Here is a 16,157-nt window from a genome sequence, read left to right as displayed (position 1 = left end):
CATGTAGAATGTTTGCTCTACCCGAGCAAGTAGAGCAAACATTCTACCAAGACGAGGTGATCGCGATGACTGTTCCCGAAACCATGAAGGGCGTGGTTCTGACCGGCCATGGCGGTCTGGACAAGCTGCAGTGGCGCGAGGATCTGCCGGTGCCCCAGCCCGCAGCGGATGAAGTCTTGCTGCGTGTGGGCGCGGCGGCGCTGAACAATACCGACGTGAACACGCGGACCGGCTGGTATTCCAGGAGCGTGCGCGGCGATACGGCCTCGGGTGCCAGCGAAGGCTATGGCGGGGCGACCGAGGCCGATGGCGCATGGTCGGGCGCCGCGTTGAAATTTCCCCGCGTCCAGGGTGCTGATTGCTGCGGAGAGATCGTCGCGACAGGGGCCGATGTCCCGCCGTCGCGTATTGGCGAGCGGGTGCTGCTGCGGGCGATGTATGCCACCGGTCCGGGGCGGGGTGATGGTCTGGACTTCGAGACCCTGGGTTCGGAATGTGACGGCGGATTTGCCGAATATGTCACCATGCCGGCGCGCCACGCGATCGCGGTGAAATCGGACCTGTCGGACGCCGAACTGGCGACTTTTCCCTGCGCCTTTTCCACCGCCGAGGGCATGATCCAGCGCGCTGCTCTGGGGGCCGAGCGTGTGCTGATCACCGGGGCTTCGGGCGGGGTCGGCTCGGCCGCGATCCAGTTGGCCAAAAGACGCGGGGCGCATGTCACCGCGCTGACAGTGCCGCAAAAGGCGGGGGCGTTGCTGGAACTGGGGGCCGATGAAACCCTGGACCGCGACGGGCCGTTTCCCGCGCAGGAATTCGACATGGTCATCGACCTCGTTGGCGGCGCACGCTGGGGCGAGCTGATAGATACACTGCGGGCCGGTGGCCGCTATGTCACCGCCGGAGCGATTGCAGGTCCGATCGTCGAACTGGATCTGCGCACCCTCTATCTGCGTGACCTGTCGCTGTTTGGCAGCACCTTCCAGCCCGACAATATCTTCACCGATCTTGTCAGCTATATCGAAGCTGGTGAGATCCGCCCGGTTGTCGCCGCCAGCTATCCCTTGCGCGATCTGCGCAGCGCACAAGAGGCGTTCCTGTCAAAGGCGCATATCGGCAAGATCGCGATTCAGGTGCGCGACTGATCCGCATTCCGGCCCCTGCATCAAAGATGCGGGGGCCTGTCATGCTCAGTCCAGAAACCATTTCGCGGCATTGCGATAGCTGATGTCGCGCACCAGATCGTTCAGCGCCGTCTGGTCACCGGGCAGCAGGCCGTCCTTGTGCCATTGACCTATCATCCGGCACAGCAGTCGCCGGAAATATTCATGCCGTGTGAAGGACAGGAACGAGCGGCTGTCGGTCAGCATTCCAAGGAAGGTAGAAATCAGCCCCATTTGCGCCAGATCGTTCATCTGGCGCTGCATGCCGTCCAACTGGTCATTGAACCACCAGGCGGTTCCGGCCTGAATCTTGCCGGGGCGACTGCCATCCTGAAAATTCCCGGCAGTGGTGGCCAGAATCGCGTTATGAGCCGGGTTCACCGAATACAGCACCATCGCGGGCAGCTCGTCGCTGCGATCCAGCCGGTCCAGCAAGGCGTTCAAGGGCGCGGCAATGGCAAAATCATTCATGGAATCGGTGCCGGCATCGCGCCCGATCCGTTCCAGCAGGCGGCTGCTGTTATTGCGCAGCGGACCGATATGCAGCTGCATGACGATGCCGCGTGCCGCATAGGCCCGCCCCAAGGTCACGAAAAGCGCCGCGCGCAGGGCTGCTGCATCGGCGCTGTCCAGAACCTCTCCGTCAAGACGGCGGCGCAGCACGTCGTCCAGCTGGCTGGACGGATATTCGGCCCCGCAATCAAGCAGTTCGATGCCGTGATCGGCCGCCCGACAGCCATGCGCGACGAAATGGTCCAGACGCTGCAACAGCGCCTCGGCCAGACCATCGAAATCGCGGATTTCGCTTCCGGTCAGGGTTGCCAGGGCCTGAATATAGGGCACGAACCCCGCGGCCTCGATCTGGAAGACCCGATCGGGTCGGAAACTGGGTGCGACGACAAGCTCGGGATCGCCCTGCAATTTCTTGTGGTGGGCCAGATCGTCCAGCGGGTCATCGGTCGTGCCCAGGAATTTCACATTCATCTGGCGCAACAATCCGCGCGCGCCGAATTCCTTGCCGGGCAGCATCGCATTCACATGGTCCCAGACCTGATCTGCCGTGTCGGGGGACAGAACCGTGCCCTCCAGACCGAAATAGCGCCAAAGCTCCAGATGCGACCAATGGTGCACGGGGTTCATCACCAATCGGGGCATGGCCTCGGCAAAGGCATCGAATTTCTCGCGATCCGTGGCCGGAGCGGTGATCCGATCTTCGGGAATGCCCGCCCACCGCATGACGCGCCACTTGTAGTGGTCATGGCCCAACCAAAGCTGTCCCAGGTTGTCCCAATGCCGGTCTTCGGCGATTTCGGCCGGGGGCAGGTGGTTGTGGTAATCGACGATCGGCAGATCGGCCGCGACCTCATGATACAGGCGCTGCGCCTCGGGGGTGTCCAGCAGAAAGTCCGGGCCAAGGAATGTTGTCATGGGTTACTCGCAGGTTTGCGCGATGGCGTTGCTGATGTTGCCCTGACTCAGGACCGCATAGGCGGCGGCGACCGGGCGGGCGAAGCGGGGATCATTGGCCAGTTCGGCGGGGAAGACCTGTGACAACGCAAGCATGGCGGCGACGAATTCGGAACCATCAGCGTGGTCCTGAACGATCTGGCGCAACTCGCGCTCCAGCGGATCGGGCAGGGGATCCCCTGCCTCGACCGTCACACGGACATGGCGCAGCCATGCGGCGATCCCCAGAAATGTCAGCGGGCAGCCCTCGTCTGCAGCAAGATGCTGCGCGGCGGGAGCGATCAGCCTCTGGGGCAGTTTCGCACTGCTGTCGGTGGCAATCTGGCGGGTCTGATGATGCAGGCGCGAATTGCCGAAACGGGCGATCAGGTCATCGGCATATCCGGACAGATCGATCCCCGCCACCGGGCGCAGGGTGGGGGCTTGTTCCCCGACCATCAGCCTGCGTGCGGCACGTTTCAGTCCGGCATCATTCATGCAATCGGCGATGGTGCGATGCCCCGAGAGCGTCCCCAGACAGGCCAGAAAGCTATGCGCGCCATTCAGCATGCGCAGCTTCATGTCCTCATAGGGGCCGACATCGGGGACAATCTGCGCGCCGGCTTCTTCCCATGCGGGACGACCAGCGGCGAAACTGTCCTCGATAACCCATTGGCGGAAGGGTTCTGCGACGATGCTGTTTTCATCGCGTTTCCCGGTTGCCCGTTCGATCAGGTCCAGCGCGTCGGAGTCCAGCGCGGGAACGATCCGGTCGATCATGGTCGATGGGAAGGTAACCTTGCTGTCAATCCAATCGGCCAGCCCGCTGTCGCGTTGGCGCGCGAATTCCATCACCGCGCGGCGGGCCAATGCACCGTTATGGGGAAGGTTGTCGCATGACATGATCGCCAGCCCGCCAAGCCCGGCCGCGCGACGCTGCGCCAGTCCGGCGACGATCACGCCGATGGCGGTGCTCGGCGCTTCGGGCGCGGCAAGATCGGCGGCAACTCCGGGATGTTGCAGATCAAGATGCCCGTCGCGCAGCGTATAGCCCTTTTCAGTGATGGTCAGCGAGATGATGGCCAGATCCGGCTGGGCAATCTGCGCCAGCAGACGGTCTGTCCCGTCGCGTTTGGGGTGCAGCGTCGCGCAAACTGCGCCGATCTGGCGCGCGGTGATGCCGTGGTCATCGGCCTCGATCACGTGATACAGGTGATCCGCCGCGTCCAGCGCGTCCAGTTCGGCCTGACCTGAATTCAGACGGCAGGCGACAACACCCCAATCGCCCCCCTTGGCAAGGGCTTCGTTCAGATAGACCAGTTGATGGGCGCGCGCGAAAGCTCCAAAGCCGATATGCAGGATGCGGGGCCGCAGGGCTGCGCGATCATATGAGAAGGCGATATGGTCAATGCTCTGCATGGGGCACCTTGCTTGCAAGAATATGATCCGTTTCGACGCCATTGATCCGCAGGACACGGGTCTCTGATGCGGGCAGGGTGACCGTCAATTTCTGCCATTGGGGTAGCCAGTCACCCGAGGCCGTCAGTGTCAGGTCAATTGCATCCTCGCTGCCATTCACCTGAACATCCAGCAGCCAATGTGCCCCATCGAGGGCCCTTGCATCGACACCGTCATCTTCATACAGCAGGGCGTGATCGCAGAAGGTGCCCTGGGCAGGGAAAATGGCCAGACTGCGGTTTGGATCGGCCTCGCTTGCGGCGCGTTTGGCGCCTGCCGACAGGGGCAGCACCGCGCCGGCGCGCACGAACAGCGGTATGGTGTCAAGGGTGACCGGCAAGGTGATGCTCTGCCCCGGTGCGTGCCAGGTCTGACTGTGAAAGTCATACCAGCCGGTGCCATTGTCGGGCAGCCAGACCCTGCGCTCTGTCGCGCCGCGTTCCATCACCGTGGCCACAAGCAGATCGCGCCCCAGAAGGAAGTCGTCGCTTTCCTCGAAGCAGCGCGGATCGTTTTCATGGTCCATCAATGTCGGGCGCAGCATCGGCTGATGATCCACCACCGCCTGATACAATGCAGAATAAAGATAAGGGATCAGGCGATAGCGCAGATCGAGCGCGGCCCTGATCTGCGGCAGGATTTCAGGATACATCCACGGTTCGTTCACCGTGCCATCATCATTCCAGGAATGGATGGTGAAACGCGGGTGGAAAATGCCGTTCTGCACCCAGCGCAGGAACAGCTCGGGTTCGGGGCGCGGTCCGGAAAATCCGCCAACGTCATGGCCGATATTGAAGATACCCGACATGGACAGCCCCAGCCCCATCCGGGTGTTGTAGCGGATGGTCTTCCAGTCGGTGCGATTGTCGCCGGTCCATGTCTGGGCATAGCGCTGAATGCCCGGTGCGCCGGAACGGCTGATCAGATAGGGCCGCGTGGCGGGCGCATGGGCGATCTGCGCATCGCGCGAGGCGCGGGTCATCAGCACCGGCATCAGCGGTCGGATCAGCCCGATCTCGATGGGATCGCCAAAGCCGTGACAGCGCGCCGCGCCGTCCCAGATTTCGTATTCATTGTTGTCATTCCAGGTGGAGCCGATGCCATGGGCCAGCAATTGCGTTGCAATATTCGATTTCCACCATTCGACCGTATCGGGATTGGTGAAATCCAGATGCGACCCTTCGTCATCCCAGAAGACCGAACGTTCGGGCGCATCGCTTTCACTGTCGCGCACGAACAGCCCTGCCTCCATAGCCTCGGCGTAGCGGGGATGATCCTGCAGCAGACAGGGCTTGATATTGGCAATCAGATGAACCTGACGTTCGCCATATTGCGCCGCCATGGCGTCAATGTCGGGGAATTTCTCGGTGTTCCAGTTGAACACATAGCGCTTGTCGCCAATCGAGGTATAGCCCGACGACATCTGGAAGCTGTCGCAGGGCAGGTCATGTTCGGTGATCCTGTCCAGAAAGCCGCTGACCTGATCCTGTGCATCCGGCGCGTCGGTATAGCTCATGGTCGATCCGGAATAGCCCAGGGACCAGCGCGGCGGGAAGGCCGTGCCGCCGGTCAGCCAGGCCTGACGCCGTGTCAGACCGGCCAGATCGGGAGACCAGCTCATATAGTAATCCAGATCGCCATCCTGTGCGCGATAGGCGCGATAGGGACGGTGATAGTTGTCCAGCTCATTGCCCAGATCGAACCAGCAACTGGCAAGATTGTCGTAGAAGATCGACCATGATCCGGCGTTCCGGGTGCGCGTCATGGTAAAGGGGATATGCTTGTAAAGCGGATCGGTGCTTTCCGCGTCATAGCCCATGGCGTCCAGATTGCGCATTTCAAAGCGGCGCCCGGAACGTTCCAGATCGCCGGTCTTTTCGCCCAGACCGTAAACCTGTTCCGAGGACTCGCGCAGCAGGAAATGGGCGTGACTGTGATCGCGGGTGCCAGCCATATAGGCCCCCGTCGGGCGGTCGGTGGCAAAGACGCGCCATTCGCCATCGATGCGAGCCTGCCAGATCAGCTGCAGCGGTGCGCGAATGAGAAGGCGCAATGCCTCTGTCTGAATGATCAGCGCGCCATCTTCTTCGGCAAACTGATAGCCGGGGCAGCTAAAGCCGCAGTTCAGATCGCGGTCGCGGCCCTCGAAGGGCACATCTGCGTCGGGGGCAATGGACCATGTCCGCCCCTGCCGCCAGCCGTTGGCCCCGATCAGCGAGACCCGGAACAGGTCCTGTTCCAGCACCGCCACGCGCAGGCGGCGACCGGCTTCGAGGTCCAGGGTGACGGTGGCGTCATCGCGGCTGTGAAAGCCCCAGTTTTTCAGCGTTTTCATTCAATCAACCGTAGTTCAGAAGCCATTGCGGAAGGATCAGGCTGATCTCGGGCACGAAGGTCACCAAGAGCAGCAGGCCGATCATGACGGCGTAAAAGGGCAGCAGCGGGCGGATCACCCGGGCGATGGGGACCTGGCCGACCGAACAGCCGATGAACAGCGCCGATCCCACCGGCGGCGTGCAGATGCCGATCGACAGGTTGAAGGTCATCATGATCCCGAAATGCACCGGGTCCATGCCCAGATCGCTCACCACCGGCAGGAAGATCGGGGTGAAGATCAGCAGCGCGGGCGTCATGTCCATGAAGGTGCCCACGACCAGCAGCGCCAGATTGATGACCAGCAGGATCACCAGCGGGTTGTCCGACAGCATCAGCAGATAATCCGACAGTGCGAAGGGGATGTCGCCATAGGCCATGGCGCGCGACATGGCGATGGATGTGCCGATCATGAACAGCACGATGGTGGTCGTGACGGCGCTTTCCAGCAGGATCGAGGGCAGGTCCTTCAGCCCGATTTCGCGATACCAGAACAGCGCCAGAACCAGCGAATAGACGACAGCGGCTGCCGAGGCCTCGGTGGCGGTGAATACGCCGCCAATGATCCCCCCCATGATGACCAGAACCAGACCCAGCGGCAGAATCGCATCCAGCGTGCGATGCCGGACTTCCGCCCAGCTGGGGCGCTGGGACACGGGATAGCCGCGCCGCTTGGCAATGACGCCGGCAACCAGCATCAGCGACAGACCCAGCAGGGCACCGGGCAGATAGCCCGCCACGAACAGTGCCGAGATGGACGTGCCACCGGTGATCAGCGAATAGACGATCAATGTCGTCGAAGGCGGGATCAGCAGGCCGGTCGGGCTGGAGGCGATGTTGACGGCGGCGGAATAGGCCGGGTCATAGCCTTCCTTGCGCTGCAGCGGTGCCATGACACCGCCGACCGCCGCCGCCGAGGCCACGGCTGACCCCGAGATCGAGCCGAACATCATGTTGGCAATCACATTGCAATGCGCCAGCGCGCCGGGCAGGCGGCCACCCAGGACCTTGGCGAATTCGATCAGCCGCAGGGCGATGCCGCCGCGGTTCATGATGTTCCCGGCAAGGATGAAGAAGGGAATCGCCAAAAGCGTAAAACTGTCCAGTCCGGATGCCATCTGCTGTGCGACGATGAAGATCGTCTGGTCAAAGGTCATGAACAGCAGAAATGTCAGCGCAGCCGCGATGCCGATGGAAAATGCAATCGGGACGCCAATGACCATCAGCGTCGCGAAAGAGGAAAACAGAACGACAGCGGCCCAGTTCATAGCCCGGCTTCCTTATGTTCAAGTGGCACTTCTTCGGGCTGGCCGAGAATCGAGTTTCCGCGCCGGATCTGCGCCAGATTTCCGGCCGCATAGGCCATGATGATCAGCCCCGACAGCGGAATGGCGCCATAGACCCAGCCCATGGGCAATTGCAGGGCCGGGGAAATCTGACCCGATGCCAGGGTGCGCTGCATCAGTTGACCGCCGCCCCAGACCATGATCAGCGCGGCAAAGAGCCCGATCAGCAGGGTGATCAGGGTCTCGATCATCAGGCGTTTGCGCCCGGACAGGCTCTGGGGCAGCAGATCGATGGCCAGATGGCGGCCCTGGCCATAGGTATAGGCGCCGCCGACCAGGGCCAGCCACATGAACAGGAACCGTGCCAGTTCGTCGGTGATGGTTGATGGTGTGCCCAGCAGGTAGCGGCTGACAACCTGCCACGTCACGCAGATCAGCAAGACCAGGAACACTGCGATGATTCCGAAACGCAGCATGGCGTCGGCGATACGTCTCATGGGTGTGCCCCTGCGATCATTTCATGTGGCATGGCAATCCTTCCTCCCGAAGCGGGGCGCGATCACCCCTGCGAGTCGGGCGCAGAATGCAGGGGTTGCAAGAAGTGGTCAACCAATTTTGCAAAATTGGTTGACACCGAGGAAAATTGGTGGCCCAAATTACCCCGGAATTTATTCTGCAACCGGCTTTACATCAGACCGACGGGTTCTCGTCGCGAATCTTCTGGGAGGAACTTCATGACCACGGCAAAAACGCTGGCCGCCACCACCGCGCTGTCCATGCTGGCAATGGCCGCATCGGCTGACGCGAAAACACTGCGTCTCAACCACAACAATCCCAAGGATCACCCGGTCCATATCTCGATGCAGAAAATGGCCGATGAGGTCGAAGCGGCAACGGATGGCGCGCTGAAGATCCGCATCTACCCCAACGGTCAGCTGGGTTCGCAGCGCGAATCGACCGAACAGGTCCAGAACTGCTCGTTGGACATGGCGAAATCGAATACGTCGGAGCTGGAGGCCTTTGCCCCGGTCTATGCCGCCTTCAACCTGCCCTACATGTTCCAGAGCGAGAAGCATTTCAACAAGATCATCACCGGCGAGATTGGCCAGTCCATCCTGGACAAGGCTGCTGAATCCGGCATTCGTGGTCTGGCCTATTATACTGAAGGCGCAAGATCTTTTTATACCAACAAGCCGATTCTCAGCCCCGCAGACCTGCAAGGCATGAAAATCCGCGTCCAGCCCAGCCCCTCGGCAGTGCGGATGGTCGAACTGCTGGGTGCCAATCCCACCCCGATCGGCTGGGGAGAGCTGTATTCCGCGCTGCAACAGGGCGTCGTGGATGGCGCCGAAAACAATCCCACCGCATTGACCACCGCGCGTCATGGCGAAGTATCCAAGCATTTCTCGCTGGACGAGCACACGATGATTCCCTCGGTCGTGTTCATTTCGAACTGCGCCTGGGATGGCCTGACCGAAGAGGAAAAGACCGCGCTTTCGACCGCGGCCCGCAACTCGATGACCTTCCACAGTGCCGAATGGAAGAAAGCCTCGGACGCAGCGATTGCCGAAGCGCAAAGCGAGATGGGTGTCGAGATCCATCAGGTGGACAAGACGCCCTTCATCGAGGCCGTTCAGCCGATGTACGACGAGGCCACCGAAGGCAATCCCGAGCTGGCCGAATTGATCGATCAAATCCGCGCTGCGGCGCAATAAACGGAAGGGGCCGTCATGCTGGAACGTTCCGAGCTTGCTGAAAATGCCTTGGCGGCCCTTCACGACGAGGGCTACGCGCGCGCCTATGATGCGCGCAACCTGACCCATCGCGGGATGATCTTCACCGGCGGTCGCGTGGCGCAATCGCTGGACGGAGAGTGGAATTTCTGCGTCGATCTGCTGGATACGGGACTGCGTCAGAAATGGTTCGCGATGCAGCCACAGCCCCCGTCCGAGCGTAGTGAGCCATGGGATTACGATCCCTTCATGGGAGAGGTCGTGCCGGTGCCCTCGAACTGGCAGATGCTGCAGGACAAGTGGTATTTCTTTGAAGGTGGGTCATGGTACACGCGCCCGCTGGATCTGGAACCTGATCCTGACGGACGCCTGTTCCTGCGTGTCGGGGCGGCAAGCTATGACTGCAAGGTGTTCCTGAACGGAACCTATCTTGGCAATCATCTTGGCGCATCGACGCCTTTCTTCGTGGAACTGACCGATCATGTCCGGCCGGGTCGCAACTGGCTGATGCTGTTCGTGGACAATCGCCGGCAGGCCGATCGCGTGCCCATGCAGAACACCGACTGGTTCAACTATGGCGGTGTCTACCGCGAAGTGTCGCTGTATCGCACACCGCGGACGGTGATCCGGGATCTTGTACTGTCTCTTGCGCCCGATTCCTATGATCGGATCACCGCGCGGGTCGAGATCGAGGGCGCGGACAGCGCCCGGTTGCAGATTGAAGGTCTGGCCGAGGTCGAAATCCCCCTGACCGATGGCGTCGGAGAGATCGAGATTGCGGCATCTCCGCGCCTGTGGTCACCTGAAGACCCCCATCTTTACGATGTGACCCTGACGGCCGGTGCCGATCAGGTGCGCGACCGTGTCGGCTTTCGCCAGATCCAGCGGCGCGGGACCGAAATTCTGCTGAACGGCAGCCCGATCTGGCTGCGCGGTATCGCGGTGCATGAGGATGATCGCGATCTGGGCAAGGTCACGACGGAAGAGGATCTGATCCGCCGGTTCGACCATGCGCGTGATCTCAACTGCAACTTCATGCGTCTGGCGCATTATCCGCATCACGAACGCGCAGCACAACTGGCTGACGAACGTGGCATCCTGATCTGGGCAGAAATTCCGGTCTATTGGGCCATCGACTTCCCCAATCCTGCAACGCGAGCCGATGCCGAAAACCAACTGGCCGAACTGATCAGGCGCGACCGCAACCGGGCCTCGGTGGTGATCTGGTCGATAGGCAACGAAAATGCCGATACCGACGCGCGGCTTGATTTCATGTCCGGCCTCGCTGCCCATGCCCGCGCCATGGACCCGACCCGGCTGATCGCGGCGGCATGTCTGGTCAATCACCAGACCCTGCGGATCGAGGACCGCCTGACCGAGCATCTGGATATCATTGGAATCAATGAATATTATGGCTGGTATGACGAAGATTTCGATGATCTTGGGCGGATCGGCAAGAACTCCAGCCCGGACAGGCCGGTGGTGATCTCCGAAACAGGAGCCGATGCCGATATCAGTCCGGAGGGCCCTGCCGAGGGGCTGTTCTCCGAGGCATATCAGGCCGAAATCTATCGCAAGCAGACCGCCACATTGGCCGGGTTGGATTACGTCAAGGGCATGTCGCCATGGATCCTCTATGATTTCAGGACCGAGCGTCGGCAGGGCATTTACCAGCGTGGCTGGAACCGCAAGGGACTGATCGCCGCAGACAAGACGACGCGCAAGGCGGCATTCGACATTCTGGCCGCATTTTACGCCGAACGCGCCAAGGAAGCCAAGGAAACAGGGTCATGACCGATGCTCATCAACGCCGCTATCAGGACGTCGCCGCCGAACTGCGCGAGTTGATCCGGGCCGAGGGGCTGCAGCCGGGCGACCGCATTCTGACCGAGCGCCAGATCGCATTGCGCCTTGGCGTCGGGCGCAGTCTTGTGCGCGATGCGATCATCATGCTGGAGGTCGAAGGGCTGGTTCAGGTGCGTCAGGGCTCGGGCGTCTATCTGCAAGAGGATGCCGCGGCCATCGTTTCGGAACCGGTCGAGGATGATATCGGCCCCTTCGAACTGCTTGAGGCGCGTATGGTCCTGGAAAGCGCGGTGGCTGGACTGGCGGCGGCAACGGTTACCAAGTCCGACATCATCGCGATGCGCGATACGCTGGAGGATGAGCGCCACAGCATCACCGAAGGCCGCGACGATTACCAAAGCGATCAACGCTTTCACCTGTTGATTGCCGAGGCCACGCAGAATGGCGTGCTGGTCAAGATGGTCAGCGATCTGTGGGATCTGCGCAATCGCAGCCGAATGTGGGCGCAGTTGCACAGCCGGATCTTCGACGACACCTATCGCAACCGCTGGCTGGACGATCACCAGGCGATTCTGGATGCCCTGCGCGCGCGCGATGGTCAGCGGGCGCGTCAGGCGATGCGCGACCACCTGGAGCACGTCCGGGATACGCTGATGCAACTGTCCGATTCCGACGATCCGGATTTCGACGGCCATCTGTTTTCCAACGCCCGCAGCGCGCAGGCATTTTAAGTTAGACAGGAGCATGATGTGAAGCAGACATGGCGCTGGTTTGGGCCCAATGACGCGATCACCCTTTCGCAGGTTCGCCAGGCGGGGGCCGAGGGAATTGTCTCGGCCCTGCATCATCTGCCCAATGGCACGGTTTGGCCGGTCGATGAGATTCAGGCGCTCAAGCGGATGATCGAGGCCGCCGGTCTGGACTGGGATGTGGTCGAAAGCATCCCGGTGCATGAGGACATCAAGACCGGCGCGCCGGGATGGCAGCGCTATGCGGACGCATGGGCGCAATCGTTGCGCAATCTGGGGGCCTGCGGAATCCGCACGGTCTGTTACAACTTCATGCCGGTGCTGGACTGGACGCGCACGAATCTGTCCTATCCGCTGCCCAACGGGGCGCATTGCCTGCGTTTTGATGCCGTGGATTTCGCGCTTTTCGATATCGAGATCCTTGGGCGCAAGGATGCGATAAATGATCACCCGGCCGAGATTGTTGCCCAGATCGATGCGCGATCCAAAGCGATGTCGGATGCCGATCGGCAGGCGCTGACCGACACGATTCTGGCCGGTCTGCCGGGGGCCGAGGAAAGCTATACACTGGATCAGTTCCGCACCCATCTGGCGCGCTATGACAGCATTGATGCCGCGCAGCTTCGTCAGAACCTCGCGGCCTTCCTGCGCCATGTGCTGCCCGCCGCGGAAGAGGCGGGCATCGTGCTGGCAATCCACCCCGATGATCCGCCCCGGCCCCTGTTCGGTCTGCCGCGCGTGGTGTCGACGGCGAATGACATGCAGTTCATCGCAGGTATTTCGGATAGCCACAGCAACGGGTTCACCTTCTGCACCGGCTCTTACGGGGTGCGGGCAGACAACGATCTTCCGGCGATGCTGCGCGCGCATGGCGAACGGGTGCATTTCCTGCATCTGCGGGCGACGCGCCGCGAGGCGGACGGGCTGTCATTTCACGAGGCCGACCATCTGGACGGCGATGTGGATATGGTCGAGATCGTCCGCGCGGCACTGGAGATTCAGAAAGCCCGAGGCATCACCCTGCCATTTCGCCCCGACCACGGGCACAAGCTGCTGGATGACCACCACCGTCCGGGCGGCGCGCCGGGCTATCCGGCAATCGGTCGATTGCGCGGGCTGGCCGAAGTTCGCGGGGTCATCCATGCGGTGAAGCGCCACCTCTAGCGGCCGATCGCGCGCGCCCTTGTCGTATCCCGTTCGATCAGGCTGGTTGACAGAACGGTGTTGCGACAGGGCGAGTCATCGCCCGAAACGCGGCTTTCCAGCTGCTGCCACACGGCCCGGGCTACATCGTCAATGGGCAGCGAGACCGTGGTGATCGGGACCCTGCGCGCGGTCATCCACAGTGAATCGTGATAGCCGATCAGCATCAGGTCCTCGGGGGCCTCGATCCCGATATGGGCAAAGCTTGCCAGGGCGGCCAGCGTCATGACATTTGTCAGGCAGACCACTGCATCAGGCAGCCCCTTCTCTCCCAGCCATTCGCCCAGGCGCGCGGCGCCGGTCGTCGGGTCGGAGCCGATTTCCAGCACCTGCAAAGTGACGCCGGTTTCGCGGCTGACACGTTCCTGTGCGCCACGGATCCGTTCGCGAATTGTCGCGATCCCGGTCACCGAGGTGACCATCAGGATGGATGTCGCGCCCTTGGTGATCAGATTGTCCGTCACCGTCCAGCCCGAACCGTAATTGTCCACGGTCACCGTGTCGAAAGGGGTCAGGCTGGGATTGACGCGGTCCGCGCCAATGATCGGAAGATCGGGGTGATTGCGCAGGATGTCCATTGGCAGTTGATCACGGCAGGGCACAAATATCAGCCCGGTGGGGCGCCATGCCAGCATGGCCTGCAACCTTGTGCGTTCAAGCTCGGGGTCGTTGCGCGAACAGGACAGGATGACCTCGAAGCCGGAATCCTCGGCCTGTGCTTCGATCCGTGACACGAAACGGCTGAGGAACAGATCCTCAAGATCGGGGACCATGACAGCGATGACCTTGGCCTTGCCCGACCTCAGCCGCGACGCGACGCGATCAACCGAATAGCCCAGCTCTTTCGCGGCGGCCCGCACGCGGGTCTCAAGGGCCTCATTGACGTGTTTCTTGCCCGAGAAGACATGCGAGACGGTAGCTGTCGAGACGCCTGCGCGTTCTGCAACATCCTTGATCGAGGCGCGGCGCGGCCGCCCTGGCATGGCTGTCTTGTTCTTCATCTGTTTCGCCTTCGGCAAGGCCCCTCAGCCGTAAATGGTTGCGTATAACGTTTAACAAAATGAGGGTGGAATTCAAGAAAATTCTTCTCGAAATCGCGGTGAGTCATCTCTTCCGATTGCCGGATTTCTAAGTGGCTCTAGAATTTTTTCTAAAGTTAGTAGTTTGTAAATAAACGATTAAAATTGAACAGCGCATTCATCGTTCAGATTTATCCAGAAAGGTTGATTGACAGTTAAACGTTTAATTCGTTACCGTCCCTCGGCAAGACGCACGGCATGACCTGCGAGCGTCAGTCGCGACAGGGAGGGGACGGTTTGACATCCAATAGAGTGGCATTGATTGGCGGCGGGGCGACTTTGCTCTGGCTGGCCATCTGGGCCTGGTTGACGCGGGACGGAGGGCCGGTGCCCGAGCTGTTCTTTCCATCACCTGCAGATGTGCTGGACCGGCTGATCATGTTCTGGTCGCGGCCCTATATCGGCAGCACGCTGATGGGGCATATCTTCAGCTCTCTGTCCATCGTGCTGGCAGGCTGGATTCTGGGCGGCGTGATCGGAGTTCCACTCGGCATCGCAATGGCGTGGTGGACGCGGTTGAAATGGATCGTCTTTCCGGTCTTTCAGCTGATCCGTCCGGTGCCGCCGCTGGCATGGATTCCCCTGACGCTGCTGTGGATCGGTATTGGCGATGCGGCGCGGATCTTCGTGGTTTTCATCGCCGCGCTGGTGCCCTGGGTGATGAACTCGATGCATGCCGTGCATTCGGTCGACAAGCTGCTGATCGACGCAGGACGCACGCTGGGAGCCAGCGACCGCAAGATATTGACCCGGATCGTCATTCGCTCGGCCATTCCGACCTTGCTGGCCGGTGCGCGGATCGCGCTTGGCAATGCCTGGACAACGCTGGTCGCGGCCGAGCTTCTGGCTGCAACTGCGGGGCTTGGATATGTCGCGCTGAATGCCTCGCGGATGCTGGACACGGATGTGCTGGTCGTCGCGATGCTGCTGATCGGCCTGCTGGGCGTCATGCTTTCGGCGCTGATGGGGCTGGCGGCGCGGGTCTTTGCCCCATGGGTCAAGAATGACCGGAACGGAGGATAGAGCCATGCGTATCAATTTCCTGAACAAGCTAGGCCTGTCCGAAAGCCCGCGCCTGCCATTCCTTTACGGTGCGGCCTCGCTGCTGACCCTTTTGGCGCTATGGGTGCTGTCGACCAGCGTTCTCGACCTGGTCGATGCGCGGACATTGCCTTCGCCGGTTGAGGTCATCGGGCGGTTCCTCAACCTGGTTGTCGAGCCATTCAGTGGATCGACCCTGATCGGACATGTCGGTGCCTCTCTGTATCGTTGGGCATTGGGCGTCGGGGCCGCGATCCTGCTGGGTGTGCCGGTGGGCATCCTGTTTGCATGGGTGCCGGCCTTCCGCGCCGTATTCAACCCGATCTTCGAGGTGCTGCGCTACATTCCGCCCTTTGCCTGGGTTCCGATCGCCATCCTGTGGTTCGGCGCTTCGACCGCGACACAGGCGATGGTGGTCTTCATCGCGGCCTTTCCGGCCTGCGTCATCAACGCGCAACTCGGTGTGCAGCAGGTTGACCCGATCCTTGTGCGGGCCGCGAAAGTGCTGGGTGCCGGGCAGGGGGCCATGCTGCGCCGTGTCGTCGTGCCGGTCGCCGCACCTGCCATATTCACCGGCCTGCGCATCGCCATCAGCAATGGCTGGATGGCGCTGGTCGGCGCCGAGCTGGTCGTCGGCAAGGTCGGCCTGGGGTTCCTGATCTCGCAGGGTCAGAACAATGACTCGGTTTCGACCATCTTTGTCGGGATCATCGCGATCGGCACCCTTGGCGTTCTGATCGACGGCCTTCTGCAACGCTCGGAGACCCTGCTTCTTCCCTGGCGCAAACCACGTGCGCAGCGCGACGGATAATAGGAAAAA

The 16,157-nt window shown here is 61.4% G+C and carries 13 protein-coding genes; 7 read left to right on the top strand and 6 right to left on the bottom strand.

All coding sequences use genetic code 11. From position 1 onward, the window contains the following. Positions 1-65: 65 nt before the first annotated feature. Complete coding sequence (locus JHW44_RS19075) at positions 66-1,145, top strand: alcohol dehydrogenase family protein (protein ID WP_089344092.1); 1,080 nt, start codon at positions 66-68, stop codon at positions 1,143-1,145. A gap of 45 nt (positions 1,146-1,190) precedes the next feature. On the opposite strand, the gene uxaC is transcribed toward JHW44_RS19075, so the two are convergent. From uxaC to JHW44_RS19050, 5 genes are read right to left on the bottom strand one after another with little or no spacing between them, the layout of a single operon-like run. Then, positions 1,191-2,591: a glucuronate isomerase gene (uxaC, locus tag JHW44_RS19070; RefSeq protein WP_089344091.1), complete on the bottom strand. Its 1,401-nt coding sequence runs from the start codon at positions 2,589-2,591 to the stop codon at positions 1,191-1,193. A gap of 3 nt (positions 2,592-2,594) precedes the next feature. Then, positions 2,595-4,028 (bottom strand): mannitol dehydrogenase family protein, encoded by a 1,434-nt coding sequence (locus tag JHW44_RS19065; RefSeq protein ID WP_089344090.1) that lies wholly within the window; start codon positions 4,026-4,028, stop codon positions 2,595-2,597. Next, positions 4,015-6,402: a glycoside hydrolase family 31 protein gene (locus tag JHW44_RS19060; RefSeq protein WP_089344089.1), complete on the bottom strand. Its 2,388-nt coding sequence runs from the start codon at positions 6,400-6,402 to the stop codon at positions 4,015-4,017. The genes JHW44_RS19065 and JHW44_RS19060 overlap by 14 nt, the downstream gene beginning before the upstream one ends. A 4-nt stretch (positions 6,403-6,406) precedes the next feature. Beyond that, on the bottom strand, positions 6,407-7,708 hold the full coding sequence (locus tag JHW44_RS19055; RefSeq protein ID WP_089344088.1) for a TRAP transporter large permease: 1,302 nt from the start codon (positions 7,706-7,708) through the stop codon (positions 6,407-6,409). Next, on the bottom strand, positions 7,705-8,223 hold the full coding sequence (locus JHW44_RS19050) for a TRAP transporter small permease (RefSeq protein ID WP_089344087.1): 519 nt from the start codon (positions 8,221-8,223) through the stop codon (positions 7,705-7,707). Before JHW44_RS19050 ends, JHW44_RS19055 begins: the two co-directional genes overlap by 4 nt. A 237-nt stretch (positions 8,224-8,460) precedes the next feature. Between JHW44_RS19050 and JHW44_RS19045 the strand changes: the two genes are divergently transcribed. From JHW44_RS19045 to uxuA, 4 genes are read left to right on the top strand one after another with little or no spacing between them, the layout of a single operon-like run. After that, positions 8,461-9,441: a TRAP transporter substrate-binding protein gene (locus JHW44_RS19045; protein ID WP_089344086.1), complete on the top strand. Its 981-nt coding sequence runs from the start codon at positions 8,461-8,463 to the stop codon at positions 9,439-9,441. A gap of 15 nt (positions 9,442-9,456) precedes the next feature. Then, positions 9,457-11,253, top strand: coding sequence for a glycoside hydrolase family 2 protein (locus JHW44_RS19040; RefSeq protein ID WP_089344085.1), 1,797 nt, complete (start codon positions 9,457-9,459; stop codon positions 11,251-11,253). Beyond that, entirely contained in the window at positions 11,250-11,996 is a 747-nt protein-coding gene (locus tag JHW44_RS19035) for an FCD domain-containing protein (protein ID WP_089344084.1), read from the top strand. The genes JHW44_RS19040 and JHW44_RS19035 overlap by 4 nt, the downstream gene beginning before the upstream one ends. Before the next feature lie 18 nt (positions 11,997-12,014). Next, positions 12,015-13,178 (top strand): mannonate dehydratase, encoded by a 1,164-nt coding sequence (gene uxuA / locus JHW44_RS19030; RefSeq protein ID WP_089344083.1) that lies wholly within the window; start codon positions 12,015-12,017, stop codon positions 13,176-13,178. Here the strand turns inward: uxuA and JHW44_RS19025 are convergent. Next, positions 13,175-14,218 carry a LacI family DNA-binding transcriptional regulator gene (locus tag JHW44_RS19025; protein ID WP_089344082.1) on the bottom strand — a complete coding sequence of 348 codons (1,044 nt, stop codon included), beginning with the start codon at positions 14,216-14,218 and terminating at the stop codon, positions 13,175-13,177. The genes uxuA and JHW44_RS19025 overlap by 4 nt on opposite strands. Before the next feature lie 315 nt (positions 14,219-14,533). Between JHW44_RS19025 and JHW44_RS19020 the strand changes: the two genes are divergently transcribed. Both JHW44_RS19020 and JHW44_RS19015 read left to right on the top strand, forming a co-directional pair. Continuing rightward, positions 14,534-15,319, top strand: coding sequence for an ABC transporter permease (locus JHW44_RS19020; RefSeq protein WP_179217693.1), 786 nt, complete (start codon positions 14,534-14,536; stop codon positions 15,317-15,319). A gap of 4 nt (positions 15,320-15,323) precedes the next feature. Beyond that, a complete protein-coding gene (locus JHW44_RS19015) occupies positions 15,324-16,148 on the top strand; it encodes an ABC transporter permease (protein WP_179217692.1) in 825 nt (274 codons plus the stop codon). Positions 16,149-16,157: the final 9 nt, after the last annotated feature.

It is taken from the genome of Paracoccus seriniphilus, assembly GCF_028553745.1.
Lineage (GTDB): Bacteria > Pseudomonadota > Alphaproteobacteria > Rhodobacterales > Rhodobacteraceae > Paracoccus > Paracoccus seriniphilus.
This window is presented reverse-complemented; position numbering and strand designations above follow the sequence as displayed.